Annotated in this window: 20 protein-coding genes; 7 read left to right on the top strand and 13 right to left on the bottom strand. The window is 34.2% G+C overall.

Annotated features, from left to right (window positions below; all coding sequences use genetic code 11):
- Positions 1-117 precede the first annotated feature (117 nt).
- The 5 genes from KQI85_RS09070 to KQI85_RS09090 all read right to left on the bottom strand — a co-directional run bounded on the left by KQI85_RS09070 (position 118) and on the right by KQI85_RS09090 (position 5,651).
- The gene (locus KQI85_RS09070; RefSeq protein ID WP_216575779.1) at positions 118-1,038 is read right to left on the bottom strand and encodes a WYL domain-containing protein; all 921 of its coding nucleotides are present in this window, start codon (positions 1,036-1,038) and stop codon (positions 118-120) included.
- A 150-nt stretch (positions 1,039-1,188) separates the two neighbouring features.
- The gene (locus tag KQI85_RS09075; RefSeq protein WP_216575780.1) at positions 1,189-2,409 is read right to left on the bottom strand and encodes a YafY family protein; all 1,221 of its coding nucleotides are present in this window, start codon (positions 2,407-2,409) and stop codon (positions 1,189-1,191) included.
- Positions 2,410-2,585: 176 nt separating this feature from the next.
- The gene (locus KQI85_RS09080) at positions 2,586-3,356 is read right to left on the bottom strand and encodes a nucleotidyltransferase domain-containing protein (RefSeq protein WP_216575781.1); all 771 of its coding nucleotides are present in this window, start codon (positions 3,354-3,356) and stop codon (positions 2,586-2,588) included.
- Positions 3,357-3,381: 25 nt separating this feature from the next.
- Positions 3,382-4,398 (bottom strand): DNA polymerase beta superfamily protein, encoded by a 1,017-nt coding sequence (locus KQI85_RS09085; RefSeq protein WP_216575782.1) that lies wholly within the window; start codon positions 4,396-4,398, stop codon positions 3,382-3,384.
- A 269-nt stretch (positions 4,399-4,667) separates the two neighbouring features.
- The gene (locus tag KQI85_RS09090) at positions 4,668-5,651 is read right to left on the bottom strand and encodes a Gfo/Idh/MocA family protein (RefSeq protein WP_216575783.1); all 984 of its coding nucleotides are present in this window, start codon (positions 5,649-5,651) and stop codon (positions 4,668-4,670) included.
- A gap of 315 nt (positions 5,652-5,966) precedes the next feature.
- Here KQI85_RS09090 and KQI85_RS09095 point away from each other — a divergent pair, with 315 nt between their 5' ends.
- The 4 genes from KQI85_RS09095 (at position 5,967) to KQI85_RS09110 (ending at position 9,053) form a co-directional block, all read left to right on the top strand.
- On the top strand, positions 5,967-6,767 hold the full coding sequence (locus KQI85_RS09095; protein ID WP_216575784.1) for an SDR family NAD(P)-dependent oxidoreductase: 801 nt from the start codon (positions 5,967-5,969) through the stop codon (positions 6,765-6,767).
- A 427-nt stretch (positions 6,768-7,194) separates the two neighbouring features.
- Complete coding sequence (locus KQI85_RS09100; protein WP_117684373.1) at positions 7,195-7,533, top strand: hypothetical protein; 339 nt, start codon at positions 7,195-7,197, stop codon at positions 7,531-7,533.
- Positions 7,534-7,597: 64 nt separating this feature from the next.
- Positions 7,598-8,341, top strand: a complete 744-nt coding sequence (locus KQI85_RS09105) for a DUF6678 family protein (protein ID WP_216575785.1) — start codon at positions 7,598-7,600, stop codon at positions 8,339-8,341.
- 31 nt (positions 8,342-8,372) lie between these two features.
- The gene (locus KQI85_RS09110; RefSeq protein WP_024853523.1) at positions 8,373-9,053 is read left to right on the top strand and encodes a dihydrofolate reductase family protein; all 681 of its coding nucleotides are present in this window, start codon (positions 8,373-8,375) and stop codon (positions 9,051-9,053) included.
- 358 nt (positions 9,054-9,411) lie between these two features.
- Here KQI85_RS09110 and KQI85_RS09115 read toward each other — a convergent pair whose 3' ends face one another.
- The 3 genes from KQI85_RS09115 to KQI85_RS09125 form a co-directional block, all read right to left on the bottom strand.
- Positions 9,412-11,187: an ABC transporter ATP-binding protein gene (locus tag KQI85_RS09115; protein WP_216575786.1), complete on the bottom strand. Its 1,776-nt coding sequence runs from the start codon at positions 11,185-11,187 to the stop codon at positions 9,412-9,414.
- On the bottom strand, positions 11,177-12,916 hold the full coding sequence (locus tag KQI85_RS09120) for an ABC transporter ATP-binding protein (RefSeq protein WP_216575787.1): 1,740 nt from the start codon (positions 12,914-12,916) through the stop codon (positions 11,177-11,179). The genes KQI85_RS09115 and KQI85_RS09120 overlap by 11 nt, the downstream gene beginning before the upstream one ends.
- 272 nt (positions 12,917-13,188) lie before the next feature.
- On the bottom strand, positions 13,189-14,412 hold the full coding sequence (locus KQI85_RS09125) for an LCP family protein (RefSeq protein ID WP_216575788.1): 1,224 nt from the start codon (positions 14,410-14,412) through the stop codon (positions 13,189-13,191).
- 281 nt (positions 14,413-14,693) lie between these two features.
- Here KQI85_RS09125 and KQI85_RS09130 point away from each other — a divergent pair, with 281 nt between their 5' ends.
- Positions 14,694-16,622 (top strand): EAL domain-containing protein, encoded by a 1,929-nt coding sequence (locus KQI85_RS09130; protein WP_216575789.1) that lies wholly within the window; start codon positions 14,694-14,696, stop codon positions 16,620-16,622.
- 99 nt (positions 16,623-16,721) lie between these two features.
- Complete coding sequence (locus tag KQI85_RS09135) at positions 16,722-17,735, top strand: AraC family transcriptional regulator (RefSeq protein WP_216575790.1); 1,014 nt, start codon at positions 16,722-16,724, stop codon at positions 17,733-17,735.
- Here KQI85_RS09135 and KQI85_RS09140 read toward each other — a convergent pair.
- Genes KQI85_RS09140 through KQI85_RS09155 form a run of 4 tightly spaced genes read right to left on the bottom strand, consistent with a single transcriptional unit; the run spans position 17,714 to position 21,594 of the window.
- On the bottom strand, positions 17,714-18,523 hold the full coding sequence (locus KQI85_RS09140; RefSeq protein ID WP_216575791.1) for an ABC transporter ATP-binding protein: 810 nt from the start codon (positions 18,521-18,523) through the stop codon (positions 17,714-17,716). The two genes, KQI85_RS09135 and KQI85_RS09140, sit on opposite strands and share 22 nt — an antisense overlap.
- Positions 18,520-19,542 carry an iron chelate uptake ABC transporter family permease subunit gene (locus KQI85_RS09145; protein WP_216575792.1) on the bottom strand — a complete coding sequence of 341 codons (1,023 nt, stop codon included), beginning with the start codon at positions 19,540-19,542 and terminating at the stop codon, positions 18,520-18,522. Before KQI85_RS09145 ends, KQI85_RS09140 begins: the two co-directional genes overlap by 4 nt.
- A complete protein-coding gene (locus tag KQI85_RS09150; protein WP_216575793.1) occupies positions 19,539-20,537 on the bottom strand; it encodes an iron ABC transporter permease in 999 nt (332 codons plus the stop codon). The genes KQI85_RS09145 and KQI85_RS09150 overlap by 4 nt, the downstream gene beginning before the upstream one ends.
- Complete coding sequence (locus tag KQI85_RS09155; protein WP_216575794.1) at positions 20,530-21,594, bottom strand: iron-siderophore ABC transporter substrate-binding protein; 1,065 nt, start codon at positions 21,592-21,594, stop codon at positions 20,530-20,532. The genes KQI85_RS09150 and KQI85_RS09155 overlap by 8 nt, the downstream gene beginning before the upstream one ends.
- Positions 21,595-21,806: 212 nt before the next feature.
- Between KQI85_RS09155 and KQI85_RS09160 the strand changes: the two genes are divergently transcribed.
- A complete protein-coding gene (locus tag KQI85_RS09160) occupies positions 21,807-23,915 on the top strand; it encodes a SulP family inorganic anion transporter (RefSeq protein WP_216575795.1) in 2,109 nt (702 codons plus the stop codon).
- Between the two features lie 186 nt (positions 23,916-24,101).
- Here the strand turns inward: KQI85_RS09160 and KQI85_RS09165 are convergent, their stop codons facing one another.
- Complete coding sequence (locus KQI85_RS09165) at positions 24,102-24,977, bottom strand: LysR family transcriptional regulator (RefSeq protein ID WP_216575796.1); 876 nt, start codon at positions 24,975-24,977, stop codon at positions 24,102-24,104.
- Positions 24,978-25,134: the final 157 nt, after the last annotated feature.

The following is a 25,134-nucleotide window of genomic DNA, read 5'->3' on the forward strand; positions in this document are numbered from 1 at the left end:
ACTAAATCAATATTTTATTATTAACCGATATGAGCATAAAAGCGGGATAATAATCCCACGATATGTGAATACTCGGTAGAATTGTGGGAGTGCGTAGCACGAAGCAATTCGTAGGCATCAAATATCATTAAAAAGATGTGCAAAAAGTCTTTTCTGCTTACTTATCCTCTTTTGCATCTCTCTTTTAATACTAACAGGTTCTAATACTCGTATCACAGGGCCAAATGACATCACTTCTATCAGCACTGCTGTCTCATCATCTGCATCATAGTACAGATTGATAATATATTTGTCTTCATCTACCTTCTCTGCTTCTTTTTTATATCTTGCAAATTTACGCATAGCTCGTTCAAGTGCGTTTTTATCATCTGTAAGTTCAAATACAAGTTTCTTCTGCTTGTTCTCATATCTTGATATTCCTGTGGCATCTTCGTCTGTGAGTTCACATCTTGTAATTCTCGCAATATTGAACTTACGCATATTATTAAATGCAGTTACTACTCTGAATTTATCTTCTTTATCTGAATATTCGATCCTTATAGGGATCATTCTTGCCTTTATCATATCTCCTTTTGCCGGTGCATACTCTATATCAACTTTTTTCTTAAGCTTAATCGCCTGCAATATAGTTCTGAATATCTTAATATATTCTTCATTATCATAAGGATCTCCATCTGCATACTTATCAAAATATACTACATCTTCAGGAAGATACAGTGGTTCGACATCTGTTAATCTATCATTATCAAGTTTAAAAAGTTTAATTCTCTTATCCATAAGTATAGTCTTTAACCATCTCTTCTCAATCTCTGTTACCGGTAACACTGGTTTGTTAAGAATAGGTGTCTCAAGCTCTCTATTAATAACTTTCCATTCTTCATTCTTAATAGCTGGAATTATTGTAAGCGCACTTTCTTCAAAGCAATATTTTCTTGCGATATCATACATATTCTCTTCTGTAAGTTCTCCATCTATTGCAAGGCTAATCATCTTTGCAACTGCATTGTAATAGCACCCATATATCTCATTAAAAACCATAATTTATCTGATGTTCCTTTCTATATTCTATATTTTGATTTTAATTACTTACAAAACTTATATTTTACTAAATAAACAGCCTGATAATATAATAAAATGGCTTGTAATTCTCTCTTCTAAAATATAATTTCACAATTACATATTCTTATTCTATATGCCCATCTTCATAAGATCATCAAGCAGTATCTCTATTACTCTCTTATTATCGCACTTAATATCCTCTATTCTTCCAAAAAAAGTTCTAATCCATGGCAACATCTCTATGCAATCACATACATCAGCTTCAAATCTATAAGTAGTATCATTAAGTCTTGTAACTTTGCCACATCGCTTCTCACGATTAAGACGTGATACTATATAGTCTTCATGTTCTGCTACATGTATGTCTATCTGAATATGTTCAAATGTCTTATTCTGGCATGATACACCCCAGATGTGTTCTTTTATCTTGTCAAAATCCTCTATTGCTTTGTTATAATTAATTGCATAATCACATACTTTTATTTTTCTTATATAATCAATGCGGAATGCTCTCATCTGTCCATACTCTATATCTTTAGCCATGAGATAGTTCCTGCCGCCATCTGCACTTATATATAGTTTAAGCGGTATTGCTTTCCATTCAGTTTCCGTCTTTGACATATTAATATTAGTAAATTCTATAATCTTCTTCTCATGTATCCCTTCAAATACTTTTTCAAGTATCTCACTGTCATAAGCATTCATAAGATAATTATTTTTAAAGGAAAATATATCCATAGAATTCACATTCTCATCATCTAATCTATCTCTGATATAGCTTCCTACAACCCCTAATGGATTAATCTCTGCAAAATATCTTACTGCATCATTATAATCTGCAAGCCTTATATTATCTTCGCTTATCTGATATGATACACATCTTCCTTCTTTTGTAATCTCTACAATTCCAAGAGTGGCATACTCATTAAGTTTTTTTCTAAGTGTCGATTCATCAAAAAATACCGGTTCTTCGAACGCATCAAGGTATACTGAATCTATTCTCTCTATTATCTCTTTTAATGTATGTTTTCTTCTATCCGACAATATATCAAGCATAATAAAATGTAATGTTATATCTTTTGCTGTAAAACTTTTTGACTTAAATGCCTTATACAAAGGATTGCGTGTCGTTGCACTTGCATCAAGCGATATGAATACACCTCGTCCTTTTGCATTCTGTGTGAATGTAACAAGATCTCCAAGGTAACTTTTTATTCTTCTTCTCTCATTGTCGTAACTTCTGCTGCTCTTATCCTGATATTCTTCCCTGGTCTTAAAACCATATATAAAGAATTCATTCATATATCCTCTGATATTCTCAAAGTTCTTAATAAGCTCCTGATAAGCCATCACATCTCACCTGCCTTTACATTGTAATCCTGACTACTCCCATAGGCAAGCCTGTGGGGGTGCCACTAATTCATAATACTTCTCATATTATGCAACGTATAGCATATAAAAGCAAGTAAAAGCAAGTGAATTACGTTTTCTTAGATTTTTAAATTGAATATTTTTTAACAATTATCTTAAAATGTAACTGCCAGGCTATCAAGAAACACCTTATCAAGCACTGTAATGTCTACGTTTGATTTGCTCTCAATGTGCTTTAATATCTCACTGTGATATTCTATCTCTGATTTAATAAATTCAAGAATAACCGGTATCTGAGGATTAAGATCACTCTCTTTAGTATCTTTTTTAATCATCAACAACCTGTCTATTGCCTGTCTTAATTCATCTTTTATATCTGTGTCTAAGAGTCTGTCGAATTCTATTGGTGGTACTTCATTTTTTTCTTCTATATATCTGCATGTTAAAAGCGGACGCAATGCATAAAAATATTTCTTATACTTCACTTCATCTCCTTGTAAAAATTTAGTATAAGTACTTTTTGCGACACCAAGATAATGATATATAGCATTTTTTTTATTATAATAGGGTGCAAAGTTCTCATATATCTTATCCCAAAGCGGATCTTTTATATATATTTTTTGAGATTTTCCCCATTCAAACGGAGTTGTATTACTTTTATACACATTCGCAAGTACTTTTTTAACATCCCAGCCATTGATATCAAATACTTCATCAAGCTGCCAGTCTATATGATCTTTTACAGGATTGATTCTAAGATATTCTTCCCTTTTTCTTATATATACAAACCTTACATCATAATCACTGTCAGTTGATTCTACTTTCCATGCACGACTTCCTGATTCTACAGCAATTAGTATCTTTACTGATTCTTTTGCTTCTATCTCAAGAAGCTTTTGCTTAATCTCTTCTTCTATATCTCTCATAATATCACCCTCTTTTTTCTTCCTGTCATCTATTAATAGCAATTCTATTAATACTACATACAAATTGTTCTATCGCATGCATATCCGGTTCATCAGGAAGTGTACTTAGTCTTACGGCTTTATTGAGTCTTGTCTCATATTCGCTAAGAATATCATAGAATTCTGCATCAAAATTCCCATCTTCTTTCATAAAGCCACCATTTCTAATCTTCATAAGAAGATCATGTTCCTTTGTTCTTCTTGTTATAATCTCTTCTTTTTCAAAGATATCAATCGCCATAATATACAGTCTTATAAGGTGCATCGCATGTTTGTTAAGATGATTATCATCTTTTTTCTTATTGCGTTTGCCTATCTTATCATAATCTGTCACTACATTGCCAAGTGTCTCAAGAAGTGCCTTGTACTCTCTAAGTGGCATATGTGTATATACCGCATCTGTGTATATCTCTGTCTCAAATCCGGGTGTAGTACTTTTATCTATATATAGCTTAATGTCACCATATCTGCACGAATTATATTTTCTGTTAAAATCATTAAGTGAATTACTCACCGAATTCATTATATGTTTTTCTTTTTCGCTTTGCTCCATCTTTCCTCTTGCGAGTGCATTTTGCATACGTCTTAACTGTGCACCGGCATATCCACTAAATGATCTTGCCGCTCTTTTTGATAAAAAAAGATGTGTGTTATCTATAAGTTCTTCTCCAATCGGTGTAAGTATTACATACTCTTCTCTTGGAAGTCCAAGTATCTCACAAGTATTAGGATTACATTCAATAAGCAGCTTTATAATCTTCATAAATGAATATATTACTGTGTCTGTCTCTCTGTCCTCAAACTGTTCAAATGAAGTAAGTCCTATAAGATCCGTTGGCTTTTGCAATGTTACACCTCTAAGGTCTATATCACTGTCTTCCCTATTCGTACCATAAGCATAACTTCCCCCTGGTCCAAGAATTATAATTCTGTCTGCTAAACGGTCATTATCTCTTAAAAAACTATATCTGTCTGAATCTATTAATTTTCTAAAATCTGGCATAATCTCAATCTCCTTAATTATATTTTTAACAAAAAACGGGATTTCACAGTTGCCTGCAATTCCCGTTTTTGCTATCTGTTGATACAGATTATATAATTTTTAACTAACTATTAAAATGAAAAAAAGTTGCGAAGTTAACTATCTTCTAATACTAATTTGTGGCTTATTATTCTCGCCTAGTATTATATATATTTTTCTTTGTCTAGTGACTAGACAATATTTCATCTAGTTACTAGACATTTTTTATCTAGTAACTAGACAACTTTATATTATTTTTCTTCCGGATATACAATTTTAAACTTCTCACGAAGTCCTGTCATTATCTCCATCACATCTTCTGTATATTGTAGCTTCATATTATTCATGCCACCACTTACAGCTTCTTCCATATCAAGTACTTCATATTCAAGTGCTCTCTTTGTCTCTCCACTTTCTATAACTTCACGACTTCCGTCTGCAGTATATGTTATCACAGCCTTCTCACCTCTTGGATATTCATATATCTCAACATATCCATTTTCAAATGCAAGAAGTCCTCTCTTTGGCTGTTTGGTATGAAGTGATATGATTACTGTTGCCATCTGACCTGATTCATTCATAAGAAGCATACTCATCTGTTCATCTACACCTGTTGGTGCATATTTCACCTGTGCCTCAATCTTATCTGGTGTCTTATCCATGAACATTCTTACAAAAGATAAAGCATATACTCCAATATCAAGGAGTGCGCCACCTGCAAGATTTGGATTAAAAAATCGATTGTTCATATCATAATCTTTGTAGCTTCCAAAATTCATCTGAATGATCTTAAGATTTCCAAGTCTGCCTGTATTAATTATATCATTAAGTTTATTATAAATCGGCATATGATATAGCGTCATAGCTTCTGCAAGGATAACATTATTCTCTTTAGCAAGTCTTACTGCTTCTTCCAGTTCTTTCGAATTAAGTGTTATCGACTTCTCACACAGAACATGCTTACCGGAACTTAATGCTTTTCTTAAGATATCAATATGTGTATTATGTGGTGTTGATACATATATAATATCAACTTTCGGATCTTCAAACATCTCATCCGGATCATCATATACCTTACTAATTCCATATTTTTTGGCAAAAGAAACTGCTTTCTCATGTGTACGATTGCCAACTGAATATAGATTACCACCAAGTGCTTTCATCGCACCTGCAAGCTCATTGCCAATCACACCTACACCATAAGTTGCCCAATTATATCTTACATTATTATCCATATATCTCACACAACCTTTCTATTATCTAATCTATATGCTATATATAATTATATTGTGGCATTCTAACCTTTTCAAGATATTTTACTTTTACAATTCGCCTTAAAATAATTTTTTAACAGTATTGACTGAAAATTATCAATATTTCATATTGCTTTCACATACTTTTTCTGTTAACATTATTGCAACGAATAAGTGACCTTTTGCAATAACCTGAATTTTTATTTTTTTATAAGCCCAGTCGTTATACGATAAAGGTTTACTTAATGGAAGTGTGTTTTTATATTATTATAATTTTAATACAAGGAGGATTTCATCATGAGTTTTTTGAAAGGTAAGACAGCTATCATAACAGGAGGAGGACGTGCTACTCTTACAGACGGAAGTTGTGGTTCTATAGGATATGGTATCGCAACAGCTTATGCAAAAGAAGGTGCTAACTTAGTTATAACAGGAAGAAATATGCAAAAATTACTTGATGCCAAGGAAGAACTTGAACGCCTATATGGTATTCGTGTATTACCAGTTCAGGCAGATGTAAGCAAGGAAGCTGACAATGAAGCTGTAACTAAGCATGTCGTTGAAGAAGCTATTAAAGAATTTGGACACATTGATGTATTAATTAACAATGCACAGGCATCTGCATCAGGCGTAACTATCGCTGACCATACAACAGAGCAGTTTGACCTTGCTGTATATTCAGGTCTATATGCTGCATTCTATTATATGAAAGCCTGCTATCCATACCTTAAAGAGACAAAAGGTTCTGTAATCAACTTCGCATCCGGTGCAGGTCTATTTGGTAACTTTGGTCAGTGTGCTTATGCTGCTGCCAAAGAAGGTATTCGTGGTCTTTCACGAGTTGCTGCCACAGAATGGGGTGCTGATGGTATTAATGTCAATGTTGTATGTCCTCTTGCATGGACTGCACAGCTTGAGAAGTTCAAGATGGCTTATCCTGAAGCATTCGATGCCAACGTTAAGATGCCACCAGCCGGTCATTATGGCAATGTAGAGACAGAAATCGGACGTGCCTGCGTACAGCTTGCATCACCAGATTTCAAATATATGAACGGTGAGACTATCACACTTGAAGGTGGTATGGGCTTAAGACCATAATTCTCTTTTAATAATTATTTTAGAGTTTTTTATAAATAATCATTTTAGATTTTTTATACTTGACTTTTTAATACTTATATCTTCCCAAAGCACCAATCTGTCAGTTTTTTGAAATTTTATTTGAAAAAGTTAAAATTTCCCGTTTCAAAGTATAAGTATTTGTTATAGAATTAAGCATAAGGAGTCCTCCTGATTTTTGTTTAGTATCTTTTTGATTAGACACCTTAATTTTACTACAAAACAGGAAAGGATTCCTTATATTTTGGACATTTTTTAAAAGTTGTTTATGACGATGATTATGAAAACGAGGCTTTGTGGATAAAAGTACGGAAACTCAAGCAGTGCAATGATGAAAAACGTGTGGTATTATGGGAAAAAGAGATTTACAAATCGGAATTTACAGAACTACAAAGAAAGGATACATATTATGGAAGGAAGATTAATAGCATTTGTTATTTGGGTAATAATCGGCGTATTATTTATTGTAATGGGCATTTATGATTTTAATTCCAAGAAAGCAAAACCTTTCGGTTTTTGGGCAAATGCTGAGGTAGCGCCCATAGAAGATGTGAAAGGCTATAATCGTGCTTTGGGCATATTGTGGTGCGTGTATGGTGTTTTGTTTACGTTAATTGGATTGCCTTTATTAGATGGGCAGAATTCGGGTTTGATTATTATACCTATATTGGGTGCAATGCTTATTAGTATTGCGGCTATGGTAGCGTATGTAGTAGGTATTGAACCCAAATACCGCAAAAAGAAATAAATGGAAACTTCCAGTTTGTCGAACACATGAAAATTTGAAGTTTCTTCACTGAAAGGATAAGAAAATGAACATGGAAAGAAATAGATTCGAATATGGTCACATTATTGACCAGAACACATTTGAACAAACCGCAGAAGAAATAAAACGTGAAGTTTGCGAAAAGATAAATTTCAAAAATGGAATTCTTCGAGAAATAAATGAGGTTCAATTCAATAATGGTATAATTTTGGATGTACGCTGGAAAAAAGATGTTCATTTTGTTTTGTGTGTGAACAGATGGTCTGGTAAATATTTATATTATGTTTTGCGAAATGGAGAACAGGTATCAAGCAGTTATTGGGCTAAGAGGAATGACGAAACGCTTCTACGCAAAATACAACTTTTGGTGAATGAAATTGAGAACGGAGATTTTGACCATAAGAAAACAGAGAGTGAGAAGATAGCCGAAATTATCAGGGACAGAAAGTTAACTGCATGTATGAATAATACGAAGTGGAAGGAATTTATTAAGGCTATAAATGAGGAAATGCCCGTGTTGATACCATGTGACTATTTGACGTTGTTTGGATCGGGTCCATTTTTTACAGCGGGTTTTGATGATGAGCATTTAGGATATAAATTAAAAGCAATTGAATGGGTAAAGGTTAAACCGAAATTTTATGTCAGTAAACATAATGGAAGGTTGGTCGAGGATGACAAAGAACTTTGCGATTTTGAAGAGGAGTTTCTTTGCTTAATGGACAAGTATTATATTCCATATGAATATGATAGCGAAAACGAAGTCTATACCATATATGGCTATAAATAATAAATGTTAACTTTGAATTTGGAGGAGTGAGATGGAAAGACCTATTACAACACTATTTATGCTGATGTCTGTTGACGGAAAAATCAGCACAGGTGCAACAGATGAATTAGATGTAGACAAAGATTTTCCTAAAATTACAGGGGTAAGCGAAGGCTTACATCAATATTACGAAATTGAACAAACGACGGATTTATGGTCATTAAACACAGGACGAGTGCAAGAAAAAATGGGTGTCAATACGAAGCCGCTACCAGATAAAACCCCAGTCTCTTTTGTGTTGATTGACAATAAGCATTTGAGTGAACATGGAGTGCGTTATTTTTGTGCTTTATCAAAGGAATTCGTGCTGATTACAACGAATGCTGTTCACCCAGCCTTTAGTGTTCAGGAAAGCAATTTGCATATCATTTGCCAAAAACAATTATCATTATCAGATGCACTTGCAAAACTCAAAGCAGAGTTCGGATGCGAGAGAATTACCATACAAAGTGGTGGTACATTGAATAGTCTGTTCCTTCGAGAAAAATTGTTCGATTATGTTGATGTTGTTGTTGCACCTGTTTTAATAGGCGGCAAAGATACATCAACACTGATTGATGGACAATCGTTGATGTCTGAAAGCGAGTTGTCCCAGTTGAGGGCACTGAAAATAGAGGAATGTGTGGTTTTAGAGAACTCGTATTTGCGATTACGGTACAAAGTAATGAACTGACAAATTCCAATTCCGAGGATGTGAAACTTTCAGTTTGTCGGTGCAACACTAATACCACACATAACTAAATATCAACACAGCGTTAGGGTGTATGGGAAAACCTATACGCTCTAATTTTTTATCAAAAATGGTGGAAAAACAAATGTAAGAAACAAATGTAACATTTTTGTAACATTTTCCTTGACACCCTCAAAACATCCATGTTACAATGGCACCCACCAGGGGGGATAAGATGCTCCGTAATACCTAAACAAAAACACATAATGAAGGGGCAGTTCACTATGAACTGCCCCATTTTATCTGTATATTAATTATTTATCTGCTTACTTAATCCATACATTCTAGTTAACTAATTTATCTAACTATTATACATCTTAGCATAGAATCCATTAAGTTTTAGCAGTTCTTCATGGTTACCCTGTTCGATTATATTACCATCTTTCATAACAAGAATGATATCTGCATTCTGGATTGTTGACAGTCTGTGTGCTACTATGAAGCTTGTTCTGCCTTCCATCAGTTTTGCAAACGCACTCTGTATCTTAAGTTCTGTACGGGTATCTATTGATGATGTCGCTTCATCAAGAATAAGCATAGGTGGCAGAGATAACATTACTCTTGTGATACACAAAAGCTGTTTTTGTCCCTGTGATAACATTCCGCCATCTTCACCAATTACTGTATTATATCCATTAGGAAGTCTTTTTATAAAAGAATGTGAATGGGCAGCTTTAGCTGCTGCTATTACTTCTTCATCTGTTGCATCAGGCTTACCCATAACAATATTCTCTCTTATAGTACCCTGTTTAAGCCATGTATCCTGAAGCACCATTCCATAAGACTTTCTAAGACTTTTTCTTGTTACTTCCTGTATGTCATTACCGTCAACTTTAATCTTACCCGAATTCACATCATAGAATCTCATAAGAAGATTGATTATTGTAGTCTTACCACAACCTGTAGGTCCTACAATAGCTATATTCTGACCTTGTTTTACATGAAGATTAAAGTTCTCAATAAGTTTTTTATCAGGAACATAAGAGAAGTTAACATTCTCGCAGTCAACAATGCCTTCTGTATTATTAAGAACAACTGCATTATTCACTTCCGGAACTTGTGGTTCTTCTTCAATCAGTTCAAATACTCTTGCCGCACATGCAAGTGCATTCTGAAGTTCTGTTACAACTCCTGATATCTCGTTAAATGGCTTGGTATACTGGCTTGCATAACTTAGAAAACATGAAAGTGTACCAACTGTCATTCCTCCACTTATCGCAACAAGTGCGCCTGTAAGTGCAACTGCTGCATATACAACACTATTAACAAAACGTGTCGCAGGATTAGTTATTGATGAGAAGAATATAGCTCTAAGTGAACATTTTTGCAGTCTTCCATTAATCTCATCAAACTCCTTAAGTGCATCTTCTTCATGTCCAAATGCTTTGACAACTTTGGCATTACCTATCATCTCATCTATAAGTGCTGTCTGTTCACCTCTTGTCTCTGACTGTAATTTAAACATCGAGAATGTCTTTTTTGCTATAAAATTGGCAACAAAAAGTGAAAGTGGTGTTATACATACAACTACAAGTGTTATCCATCCGTTAAAATATAACATAAATCCAAGTGTTCCAAGTATTGTTATAATTCCTGTAAACAACTGTGTAAATCCCATTAAAAGTCCATCTGCAAATTGATCAACATCAGCTATTACACGACTTACGACCTCACCATACGAATGTCCATCAATATATTTTAATGGGAGAATCTCTATTTTTCTTATCGCTTCATTTCTTATATCTCTTACTACATTGTAAGTTACTTTGTTATTGATTACATTCATAATCCACTGTGCGAGTGCTGTAAGTGCAATAAGTATAATACCTTTTAGAAGAATACCTTTTATCGCATCAAAATCAATTCTATTGTCAACTATACAGTCAATCGCATTACCAACTATTATTGGTATATAGAGTGTAAGTGCAACAACAATTCCTGCAAGAATAATAGAGGTTACCATAAGTCCTATATATCTCTTTACATAGCTTAGTACTTTTAATAAAGTCTCCTGTTTCTTCTGTCTCTTTGAGCTGTCTTTTGATCCACTTGTGACACTGTTTTTATTACCTGCCATTATTCTCACCACCTTTTCTATACTGTGAATAATAGATCTCACTATATATCTCACAATCTTTAATAAGTTCATCATGTGTTCCCATTCCGACAATCTTACCATCATCAAGAACTATTATCTTATCAGCATTCTGGATTGCTGCTGTTCTCTGTGATACTATGAATACTGTCGGATTATAATCTAGCTCTTTAATAGACTTTCTAAGTCTTGCATCTGTTGCCATATCAAGAGCTGATGCACTGTCATCAAGAATAAGTATATCAGGCTTTTTTACAAGTGCTCTTGCGATTGTCATTCTCTGTCTCTGTCCTCCTGACAGATTCTTGCCTCCCTGTGCTATAACTGCATCTGTTCCGCCTTTTGCATTAACTACATCTGCTGCCTGTGCAATCTCTACTGCTTTTGCAATATCTTCACTAGTTGCATCTTTTTTGCCCCATCTTATGTTGCTCTCAATAGTTCCTTTGAATAAAACTGCTTTTTGAAGAACTATTCCGACTTTCTTCATAAGTACTTCTCTTGGATAATCCTTAACATTAATACCATCGATAAGTACTTCACCTTTTGTAGCATCATAGAATCTTGGTATCATATTAACAAGTGAACTCTTACCGGAACCTGTACCACCGATAATACCTACTGTCTCACCTTTTCGAACAGTAAAATCAATATCTGTAAGTGATTCATCACCTGCTCCACTATAAGTAAGTGCCACATGCTTAAATTCAACTGCATTACTATTATCAGCTTTCATATTCTCATTAAGACTCTCTTTGTATTGCATACTTGTCTTAATCTCAAATACATCCTGTATTCTGTTCGCACATGCAACTGATTTATTAACTGTTATAATAAGGTTGGCAAGTTTTATGAGTTCTACTAATATCTGTGACATATAATTGTAGAGTGATACAACCTGTCCTTTTGTAAGAACACCTGCATGAACCTGTAATGCTCCTGTCCATATAAGATAGAGAATTGCAAGATTAATTATTACATAAGTAAGCGGATTCATAAGTGCTGAGAAACTTCCTGACTTTTGCTGTTTGGCTGTAAGTTCCTCATTTTTTCTTGTGAATCTCTCAATCTCCTCTTCTTCTTTACAAAAAGCTCTTATTACTCTTACACCTGAGAGATTCTCTCTTGTAATATTAAGAACTGTATCAAGCTTCTTCTGAACATCTTTTAGCATAGGGATATTGATTAACATAATTCCAAATACTACTATAGAGAGAAGAATTATCGCTACTACAAATATAAGTGCCGACTTTACATCTATTGTAAATGCCATTATCATCGCACCAAATACAACAAATGGTGAACGAAGAAATAATCTAAGCACCATATTAACACCAGTCTGTGCCTGGTTAACATCGCTTGTCATTCTTGTAATCATGGTCGATGTTCCAAGTGTATCAATCTCTGTAAATGAAAGACTCTGTAAATGTTTAAAAAGTGCATGTCGCAGATTAGTCGCAAATCCGACCGCTGCTTTTGCTGCAAAATATTGTGCTGTAATGGATGTTATAAGTCCTATAATTCCAAGTAGTACAAGCACACCACACATTCTAACCACAAGTCCTTTGTCTGACTTTGCTATACCACTATCGATTATGACTGCCATTACAAGAGGAACTATAAGTTCAAATGATGCTTCAAGCATCTTAAAAAGAGGCGCAAGCACACATTCTTTTTTATAATCCCTTAGGTAAATCAGTAATTTTTTCATAGACTGCCTCCGGAAATATTTTTTTCTTTTATCTTACCACATATTTTTTCTTAGTACACACATTATGATATACAAATTTTATTAACTTGTTAATATTTTTTGATATCATTAAAAATCAATAAAAAATACAGCATCCAAATGTATATATACTATATTACACTTGCATACTGCATTTTTCTTATTTTTTATTCTATTTCTATCCTAGTTCTTCTTATTGTAGATTATATTCTACTGGTGCTCCCACAGGCAAGCCTATGGATTCTTGTCACAGATTAATAACCTTTTTTCTTATATCCACTTTCTTCTGATTCTACATTATTCTTCTTACTTCCTGATGAACCTTGTAAATCATCATCTTCTGTATCTTCACAAGTAGCTTCTATTGTATCTTCGCCTCTTGATTTTAATACCATATTATATTTATCAACTGCTTCTTCATAAGTATCATCGTAGATAAATTTGTAAAGTTCAATCACATTAACATCCCAGTCATATATAAGTGAATATGGTATTGGACCACCTTCTTTGGTATCTGTATATGCATCATCAACCGGAAGTCTTGAAGTATCCATTGTCATAATCTTATTATCAACAACTTCTGATATGACTTTCTCAATCTCACTCTCTGACAGATCAGTTGTTACATAAGACAGGCACTTGCCTGTTATATTATAAAGTTCAAATATATCATTAGACATATATTGATCAAATATTGCCTGAAGAACTTTTCTATGTCTTAATGTACGTCCATAATCACTGTCATCGCCTTCGATTGTAGCAACTTTTCTTACTCTGCAATATCCAACAACCTGATTACCGTTCAAATGGTTCATACCTTTTCTTAAAGTATGATTGCTATAATCTGAGATGTAATTCGTTGTATTAAGATATTCAACTTCTTCTGATGAAAGTTCAATATCTATTCCTCCAAGAACATCAACTACATTCTCAAAATCTTCAAGATTAACTGTTGCATATCCATCAATAGCAATCTTGTAATTAAGTTCTATCGTATCAATTAAAAGCTCTATTCCACCTTTTGAATATACTGAATTGAGCTTATTACTCTTATATCCGGGAATCTCTACATAACTGTCTCTCATAAGTGATGTAAGTTTAATCTCATCAGTCTTTGTATCAACTGTTGCAATAATCATTGTATCTGTATTAGATGCACCTTCTATATCTTCTATACCTATTATAAGAAAATTAGTTATATAATCTTCATCTCTTACATCATATTCTCCACTTCCTATATCAGTCATATCAATACCGGCATCTTCTGTCTCACTTATATTAGATTCTGTCTCATTAGCAACTTCTGCGGCAGGCGTTGTCTGTTCTTCAACTTTCTTAACATTACTGTAGATATAATGAGCTGCTATCTTATAAAAAATTTTCTTGCCAAATATCAGCAAAAACAATGCAATAACCACTACAATTGCAAGCACAGTAAATCCTATTTTCTTTTTCTTTGATTTTTTGTCATCAGCCATGGTTTTTTCTCCTTACTTCGTCATACGGAATAACCTATTGTATTCCTCTATTATATATTTTTGCACTATGTTTTTCTAATTATAACAGTATAGCTTATATAAAACTTTAATTTTTTCTTACAATATTTTACATAAATACCGATATTTTATATGTATTAGGTGATTTTACAACTCATATTTAATAAACACTACTTACAATATAGTATATTTGCAGGTCTGCTTATTAAATATGAGTTCTACATTCGCTTATTATCTATTAAAACATAAAAGGAGATTTACTTATGAGTATTTTTACAGCTTCCCATGCTCTCATGGCGATTTTATATTATATAGTATTTCTCTTACTGTTCCTTAACAGCCGTAACCTCGGTATTAGAAGCAGTAAGATATTTCATTCAATTATTCATATTACTAATGTTACGCTTATACTTAATGTACTTACATCGTTTATATTTTATAGAAAAGATCATACCATAAGCACTATAGAGGTTCTTCTTGTAAGAATCTATATAATTGTGCTTGTCTGGGGCATATATATGCATCTGTGTTACATTAAAAATCTATGCGAGAGATGGACAACACACTGCATTAAGATTGATCTTCCATTACAGATAATCGCAACTATTATCATGGCTTTTGGAAGTCTTAGCTGGATATATGTAAAAGGCAGCTCAAATATCGGCGAAACTGTAAACATTATAGGAACTACAGTAGTAACAGCATATACTGTATCTGCAATACAGATAGTCTTTGGTATTATCAATGTAAGACTTGTCTGGAAACATCTTGATAAAAAAGAAAAATTTTCACTGCGTCTTGGCTGTATTATATGGCTTATATGCCTGTCTACACAGCTTATTTTTGATGTCTATCTTGATATGTTATGCACAGTATTTGTTATGACAATGTTCATATACTTCCATACATTCGAGAATACAAGCATGATAACGGATACAGATACAGATCTTTTTAATCGTAATGCCTTTTCTAAATATCTTAATGAGCAGATACGATATGATAAGAATTTATATATTATAAATGTATATTTTGGTGGAATATCTTATGTACGTTCACAATTTGGTGATGATGAAGCTGACAGGATTCTCTCTCGTGCAGGTAATATAATTGAGAGACTTTCTAATAACCCGGCATTTATTATTAATCACTCTAATCTTATCTGTATAACTGATTATGATAAAAAAGATGCCCTAATTGATAAGCTAAAACTATCACTTAGGGATGATTTTACTGTACAAAATACTAATATTCAAAGTGAGCTGCATCTTCTTACCATGGATGCAGCACACCTTAATCATGCTGATGAAGTTAATGACTTAATCGATTATATTATTGAAGAATGTGGCAAAAATCTGTATTCTGAGACTGTTATAAATATAGGTTCTGAGATCATTGAGAAGCAAAGACGTGTTCAGACAATCATTAGTATTCTTCAAAACGCAATAATCAATGATGGGTTTAACATTCTATATCAGCCAATATATAATACCAAAACTCATACCTTTAGTTCTGCAGAAGCTCTTATAAGAATAAAAGATACTGAGACTCTTGGTTTTATATCACCTGAAGAATTTATTCCTATCGCTGAGAAGTACGGTTTAATATCCCAGATAGGTTATATCGTATTTAATAAAGTATGTGCATTTGCCAAAACTGAACAGTTAAATTGCAAGGGCGTTGACTATATTGAGATTAATCTGTCTGCACTACAAAGCATTGATACCAAACTTCCAAGACAACTCATTGACATTATGTATGTATACCAAATCGATCCGTCTTTTATTAACCTTGAAGTTACAGAAACTGCTACTGTTAATTCTGAAAAACAGCTTGTTGAGAATATGACTACATTAAAAGAAGCAGGATGTACTTTCTCAATGGATGATTTTGGAACAGGTTATTCTAATCTGTCTCAGATCGCATCTATGGGTTATGACATTATAAAACTTGATAAAAGTCTTTTATGGCCATGCTTTGGAGATTATTCAAATGAGAAATCAAAAGTAATCCTCAAAAACATCATAACTATGATATTAGAACTTGGCATACATATAGTCGCAGAAGGTGTTGAGACTAAAGAACAGGCAGATCTTCTTACATCACTTGGTGTACACTATCTGCAGGGTTATTATTACTCAAGACCAATATCACAGGGTGATTACATTAAATATATTGAGATTAACAACAGATAACTTGGAATTTTGACTCTTTCTAATAGTTATGATAGACTTATAATAATTCGTTAATACTAATTATAATTTATATATGTGTATCAAGCAGGAGAATGAATTATGAACTTTTATAAAACAACAAACCCAAAAGACTATAGCCTTCATTTTTATAAAGAAATAGGCCTCAGTTGTTCTTCTCATTCAGATTTTGAGCAAATTTGGAATAATCCCCAGATAGGTTCTATCCATGTATGTGGCTCTCTTGACAATATCCAATGTGGAACGGGCGATTATCAAATTCCTACTGATATTATGTCAGAATTTGACTATACATCTTCTTTTTTACATTTCGGCATCATATATGAAGGAATAACATATTCTATTGTCCATAAAAAATTAGAGCCTTTATCCCATCCATCAGCCTTTCTATCCTTAGAACAATCCGAAGGTGGAATTATATGTTGGAAACGTGGTCAACACTTTCGTGGTATAGAAGTTTCTATAAATGTTGACTACCTAAACAATCATCTTCTGCCTTTCTTAGGATACTCTAAAGACGCTCTTGACTTCATCAATCCTAATGTACGATACAGTCATATATCTGATGAGCTTAAAGATATCTTATCGCGCATAGAATTTCTTATCAACCACAATCGTATGACTCTTGCTCTGCAAAAAGCTCTCTGTCTTGAATTTATCGCATATCTTGCAGATAAAAAAATTACTTGTATCTCCGACATTCCCTCCAATACTTCTGACAGATATGTTCATCTTGGAAGTCGGAAAATAAAGCTAACTGATGCCGATGTTAACAAAATAATCCTAGCCCATGAACAAATAAAAAAAGAACCCGGCTCATTCGTAACAATCTACGAATTAAGCCAGGCCTTGGATATCAGCGAACAAAAATTAAAGGTCGGTTTTACAAAACTATACCAACAGACTATATGGAATTATGCCAATAATCTTAGAATGAATCAAGCTGTAAAGTTATTACAAAATACAACTTTAAGCATATCTGATATATCTTCAACTATCGGATATCAAAGTTCCTCTGCGTTTACTCGCATGTTTAAGAATTGGTGTGGGCTTACTCCCGGACAATTTCGTACTCAGACCATTTCTGATGAATGATACCTTCCCTTCGGTATAATCATCGGTGCTTTTGATACAGGATCTTTAATCACCTCACAGTTAAGACCATATATATCACTTATAAGTTTTGGTGTTACTATCTCCTGTGGCGTTCCCTCAGCTATAATACGTCCATTCTTCATTGCGATCAGATTATTCGCATAGCGTGCTGACAGATTAATATCATGTAATACCATAACTATTGTTGTATTATATTGCTCATTTAATTCCGTAAGCATATCAAGAATATCTACTTGATATGCTATATCAAGGAATGTAGTAGGTTCATCAAGAAATAATATATCTGTCTGTTGTGCGAGTGCCAATGCAATCCATACTCTCTGTCTCTGACCTCCTGAAAGCTCATCAACCACACAGTCTGCTAATTCTGTAATCTTCATAATCTGCATTGCTTTCTCTATCGCATTATAATCATCTTTGTTCATACTTTGCAAAAATTTTCTATATGGAAAACGCCCTCTTGATACAAGATCAATAACTCTTATGCCTTCCGGAATGACCGGTGATTGCGGCAGCATACCCAATGTTTTTGCAATTTGCTTTGATGGAATAAGAGATATATCTTTTCCATCAAGTATAATCTGACCAGTTTTAGGTGTAATCAGTCTTGCAAATGTTTTAAGAAGCGTTGACTTACCGCAGCCATTTGCACCCAAAATCACGCTTATCTTATTCTTTGGAATCTCTACGCTTATACCTGAGAGTATGTTTTTATTAGAATATCCTGCATCAATATTATGTGCCGCTATTACATGACTATTCATCATTCACTCCTCCTGTTTATCCTAATTAATAAATATATAAGATATGGTGCTCCTAAAATTCCTGTCACTACTCCAACCGGATATCTCGATGGTAATGCATACTGTCCTACAATATCAGAACTCATAACCAAAATAGCTCCCGTAAGTGCCGATGCTATAGTATTATTTCTTCCATGTCCGACTATTCCTGATGCAATAGGTCCAGACAAAAATGCCACCGATGCAATAGGTCCTGTTACAGAAGTTGCAAAAGCTATAAGAAGTAATGAACATAACATAAGTCCAACTCTTACTGCTCCTTTTCGTACTCCAAGTACTGTTGCATGTGAATCTCCAAGTTGTAATATCTGCAAATGTCTATTCAATGCAATAATTAATCCCACCGAAAAACATACTGCTATTGCAAGCCTTGGAATCTGATTCATTGTGACTCCATTAAGACTTCCGCTAAGCCATCTTAATGCACTTGACACATCATATTCAGCAGCCTTTAGCAGCATCCATGATATAAGCGAATTTAAAAATGCCTGCATACCGATTCCCGTAAGAATAATTCTTCCATTAGAAAAATTTTCTCCTCGTGACAACATATATATAATTCCTGATACAGCTAATCCTGATATAACTGCCATCCATGATATAATATCGCCATTAAGCCTTAATACAAGTATTCCAAACACTGCTGCCACGCTTGCTCCTGAAGTAACGCCAATAACATCAGGACTAGCAAGCGGGTTACCAAAAAGTTTTTGAAATGTATTACCAGCTACACCGAATGCAACTCCTGTAAGTACAGCAGCTAACATTCTTGGCATTCTAAGCGTTTTGATTGTAAATGCCGCTCCTTTCATCTCATCACTTTTTAATATTCTAATAATCTCTTTAGGCATATATATTGTATTACCATAAATCATCATAAAACAAGCAATAACAACCACTAATATTAATAATATTCCTGTAATAATTATATATCTTCTCTGCCTTCTGATGTGTCCTTCCATAATTGTACTATTATCTATCATAAAGAATGTACCTTGACCTTTCGAATAATCAATATAAATACCGGACCACCAATCAATGCTGTAATAATTCCTGACTCAAGTTCTCCAGGTCTTCCAAGCAATCTTCCAAGAACATCTGATATAAGCAAAATACATGCCCCAGTTAATGCCGATAATGGCATTACCCTTTTTATCTCAGGCCCTGTGAATGCTCTAATCACATGCGGAACCATAAGACCTATAAAGCTTATCGGCCCTGCAAGGGCTGTCACCGATGCACATAATAATACACCTGCAACTGCTGCAAGCATACGAACTGCTGTAACATTAACTCCCAGTCCTGTCGCTACATCATCTCCAAGTGCAAGTGCATTCAAAGATGGCATAAGCAAAAATGCTATAGCAAATCCAACTATAATATAAGGCAACATAAGTCTTATATCTTCCCATGTAGCACCACTTATACTTCCAACTTGCCAAAAGCGAAACTGATCCATCACCTGTGTATTAGGCAACATAACTGTATTGACAAGTGACTGTAAAGCTGTCGATGCCGCAGCTCCTGCAAGTGCAAGTCTTATCGGCGTTGCACCTTCACGCCCCATTGATGCAAGACCATATACAAGAACTGCAGTAATTATTGCTCCTGCAAAAGCCAGCCAAATATATTGATTACCATTTTGAATATTAAAAAAAGTAATTCCACATACAACAGCAAGAGAGGCTCCTGTATTAACACCAAGAATGCTTGGATCTGCTATAGGATTTCTAGTTACAGACTGCATAAGCTGTCCTGATATTCCAAGTGCAGCCCCTGCAAGAATTCCAAATACAGTACGTGGAATTCTTGCAAGCACAATATTAACCTCTATCTTTGGAGCAGCATTAGGCACAAATGCTCCTATTATACTTTTAATACCTACATCTCTTACGCCACACGTCACAGATAATGCTACGCAAATGAATAACAGCAAAAATATTACTATATATGCTAAAACTATTCTTTTTTTATCCATTAATCTTACCACAAGCCTCTGATAGAACATCTAAATATTCATCAATCGTTGCAGGAATTGACAAAATACTTGGTGTTGTAGATGCTGCAAGACGTGATGTACTATCAAGAAGAACTACTGCTCCATTTTTAATCGCCGGAATCTCTGACATTATCTTGTCTGCCTGTAATGCTTTTAATAATTCCTCATCACCATATACAACCATTAGATCAATATCCGATAATGCTTCAACACTTTCTCTGCTTAATGTCACTGAGAAATCGCTGCCACCTCCAGCTAGATTCTTAATGCTCTTTGGAAGTTCAAATCCAAGATCCTGCAGATATGATGCTCTTGGATCTGCTGGCAGATATGCATAAAAAGTACTAAAATCATCTGCACTTATCCAAAAAAATCCTGCCTTAACACCTTTAAATTCTGGATGTTCACTTACTTTTTCTGCTATCATATCTTCTGTCTGTTTAACAAGTTCTTCACCTGCCTCTTTCATTCCAAGACCTTCTGCGTTACGAATTGTCTGTTCTCTCCAGCTTGTCTTCCACGCAGTTTCTTCGAAAGGAACAACTGGCGCTATCTCTGAAAGAGTATTATATTCTTCCTCTGTCATTCCCGAATATGCTGCAAGAATAACATCAGGTGCAGCATCACTTATTGCTTCATAATCATATCCATCTGTATCATCAAACACATTTGGCTCACTTTCACCAAGTTCTAAAAATGCTTCATCTGTCCACTCATGTAACTTGTGTTCAGTTACATATCCATAATTAGCAGCTGATACTCCAACTGGTACTATTCCAAGAGCAAGAGCTGTATCCTGATTACCCCATCCTAATGTTACAACTCTCTCCGGTTTAGACTCGATTACAGTCTCACCATATGCATGTGTAATTGTAACAGGATATTGAGTTTCTCCTGTTACATTATCTGAACTATCATTATGCTCCTCGTTAGCAGTAGTGTTATTATTTTCACTGCCTGTTTTACTTCCACATCCTGACAATACGCCTACAATCATTGTAATTCCAAGAATAACTGATACTATTTTCTTTTTCATCTTAACACTCCTCTTACTTTCGTTTTTTTATGCTTACTCTTGTTAGTTTCATCTAACTGTTTTGAAAATATATCACACACACTATATTATGTCAATGATTGCACCGAAAATAATACTGATTTGCACCTGATTTAGCATATCAACTATACTTTTTCTTGACTTGACATAATATTATATGATATAGTTTTGAAAAATTTACAGGAGGGTTCTTAATGAATTTAAAAGTGTTTAAAACGCTTAATAACTACCGCAAGGAATATCTTTTTAATGATATCTTTACCGGTATTGTTATCGCAATGGTGTCTATACCTATTGCAATGGGATATGCCCAGATAGCCGGAATATCGGCTGTTTATGGACTATATGGTTCAGTTCTTCCCCTATTTATTTTTGCAATGTTTACAACTTCACCACATTTTAACTTCGGAGTTGATGCAGCTCCATGTGCACTTGTCGGTGCAAGCCTTCTTGAACTTGGAATTGAAGCCGGAACAGATGATGCATTCGCTGTTGTCCAGCTAATAACTCTTTTAACAGCTGCATGGCTTTTAATATTCTATTTTATTAAAGCAGGGCGAATTGTAAACTTTATCTCAACACCTGTTATGGGTGGATTTATAAGTGGTATATGCTGCACTATTATTCTTATGCAGTTTCCAAAATTATTCGGTGGTACTGCAGGCACCGGTGAATTATTTGAACTTGCAAGTCATTTTGCCAAATCGCTTAGTAATATTAATATTCCATCACTTATACTTGGTGGATCGTGCCTTGCAATAATGTTAATCTCCAAAAGATTATTTCCTAAATTCCCGATGGCAATAGTCATTATGTTACTTGGTGCTTGTCTTACAGTATTCGTTCCTGTAAGCGACTATGGTATAAAGCTTCTAAGCAGTGTAGAGCCAGGACTTCCAAAATTCATTCTTCCACACTTTGATGTAATAGGAATAATCGATGCTCTTAAAGTAAGTCTTCCAATTGCAGTTGTAATTATGATGGAAACACTTCTTGCAGAGAATAATCTTGCTACTAAGAATAATTATAAAATAGATGAAAATCGTGAAATTCTCGCTTTTTCAATGAGTAATCTTGCTTCAGCACTAACCGGTGCTGTTCCTATTAATGGTTCTGTATCAAGAAGTTCTATGAGTGTTCAATACAAAGGAAAATCTCAGCTTAGCAACATCGTGGCTTCACTTGTTATGGCACTTGTTCTTCTATTTGCAACAGGATTCATACAATATCTTCCGGTGCCTGTACTTACAGGAATTGTAATATCTGCACTTATTGGTGCAACAGAATATAAGATGGCAATAAAGCTTTTTAGAGAAAATAGAAAAGAATTCTATATCTTCCTCGGAGCTTTTGTAGGTGTACTCATATTCGGTACAATATATGGTGTACTTATTGGAATTGTTCTATCTTTTATCGAAGTTATTATAAGAGCCTCAAAGCCTTCAAGATGTTTTCTTGGTGTACTTCCAGGGCATGAAGATTTCTTCAACATGACGATGTTTCGATATACTTATCCTATAAAAGGTGTTGTTATATACCGTTTTAGCAGCGATCTCTTCTTTGCTAATGCAGGAATCTTCCAAAATGATATTGAAAATGCGATTAAAGATGATACTAAGGCTGTCATAATCGATGCAAGTGGTATAACAAGCATTGACAGTACTGCTGCTGAAATGCTTCTAATCATAAGACGTAATCTGAATGAAAAAGGTATCAGGTTCTATATCACTGAACATATATCAGATCTCAATGTCCAATTAAGACGTTTTGGTCTTGGCGATCTTATCACTGATGGATGTGTGCGTCAGTCTATAGGAACTGCACTCTCAGATCTTGGACTTTCTCATCCATATCCACTTGTAGGTGCTGATAATACGGAACATTCAATTATACGAAAACGTGCCGAGAATACTGTGCAGGAATTCGTATGGGCTTTTGGCAATGAAGCCGAGAATGAGATTGAACGTCAGATTCATATTCAGATTGCTAAACTTAAAGAAAATGGCTCACTCGAAGCTATCACAACCGGTAACTGGAAGAAACTTGGCGAGATTGACGAAGATGAATGGTTATCACATCTTGAAGCTCATCTGTCTGAACTTGTAAGTCTATCTGGTGAAGACGAACTTACTATTGCAAGACGACTTGAGAGCAGACGTATAGAACTCTTTAAGAAGATTGCAAAAGAACATCCTGAACTTGCTGAAAAATTCAGGGAACGTCACGATTATATGGATGAACAGTTAAAAAAGAAGCATCCTGATATATATGCTAAAATAGTTTCTTTAAAAGAAGGACTTTAAGAAGTAATTGTTGATAAATATAGCCTCTGTAGAAGAAGGATTTTAAGCATTAATTGTTAATAAATATAGCCTCTGCAAAAGAAGGATTTTAAGCATTAATTGTTAATAAATATAGCCTCTGCATTGAATATATCAATATATAAAGCATTAACTTATTATGATATATCTCATGCAGAGGCTATGTCTTTACTTACAATATTCAGTTTTTACATATTCAATAAAGCGTTTGGCACATAGTGGCAAAGTCTCTTCATCTGAATAAGCAAGCACTACATCTGATGTTATATCCGGCTTATTTAATTCACGCATTGCGATATTATCACCCTTTATAAGTGAAGTCGCTGATTCCGGAATTATTCCTATTCCAAGACCGGATTGTACAAAATATGCTGTTGTTCTTGCATCATCATTAATTATATAAAAATCAGGTTTTACAAGTTCTTCTTCAAATTTCTTCTCTATTATACTTTGCCATCTCTTATATATTATAAGCTTTTTATTCTCAAGATATCTGCAATCAACCGGAACTTCTTCATCAGGCAGAAGTGTTCTGTCTCCTATTACAATCAGTTTATCTGTGAATATCTTCTCAATTTTTAAACTGTCATTTACAAAAGGTGTCCTTATAATAGCAATATGTAACATTCCTGATTTGAACCTGTTTAGAAGCTCATATGTATCACCTTCAACTATCTCAAAATGAACTTCCGGATATTTTCTTCCAAATTCTTTTATCCATTCCATAGCAGCTGAACCTACTACAGATGATACTATTCCTATTCGAAGCGTTCCCTCTGTCATATGCCCTATATTCATCGTCTCTGTGATTGCTACATCACTAAGTTCAATTATATCTTTGGCATATCTATAAAGTGTCTCCCCTGCCGGTGTTAATACCAGATTTCTTGCATATCTGTAGAACAGCTCACACTTTAATTCATCTTCAAGAAGTTTTATATGATAGCTAAGTGGTGGCTGTGACATATAGAGTTTTCTTGCCGCCGCTGATATACTGCCTTCATCTGCAATCGTTATAAAATATTGTAGTTGTTTTAAATTCATTATCTTCACTCTCCCATAGATATAATATATACCTTGGATATGAGAAGTGTCAAACGGACATATTACCTATATCTACAATATTATTACTTCAGATTGTACCTATATCTACAATGCTATCACTTCAGATTGTCTTAATATCTGCAACGTTATTACTTCA

This window comes from Falcatimonas sp. MSJ-15, assembly GCF_018918265.1.
Taxonomy (GTDB): Bacteria; Bacillota; Clostridia; order Lachnospirales; family Lachnospiraceae; genus Falcatimonas.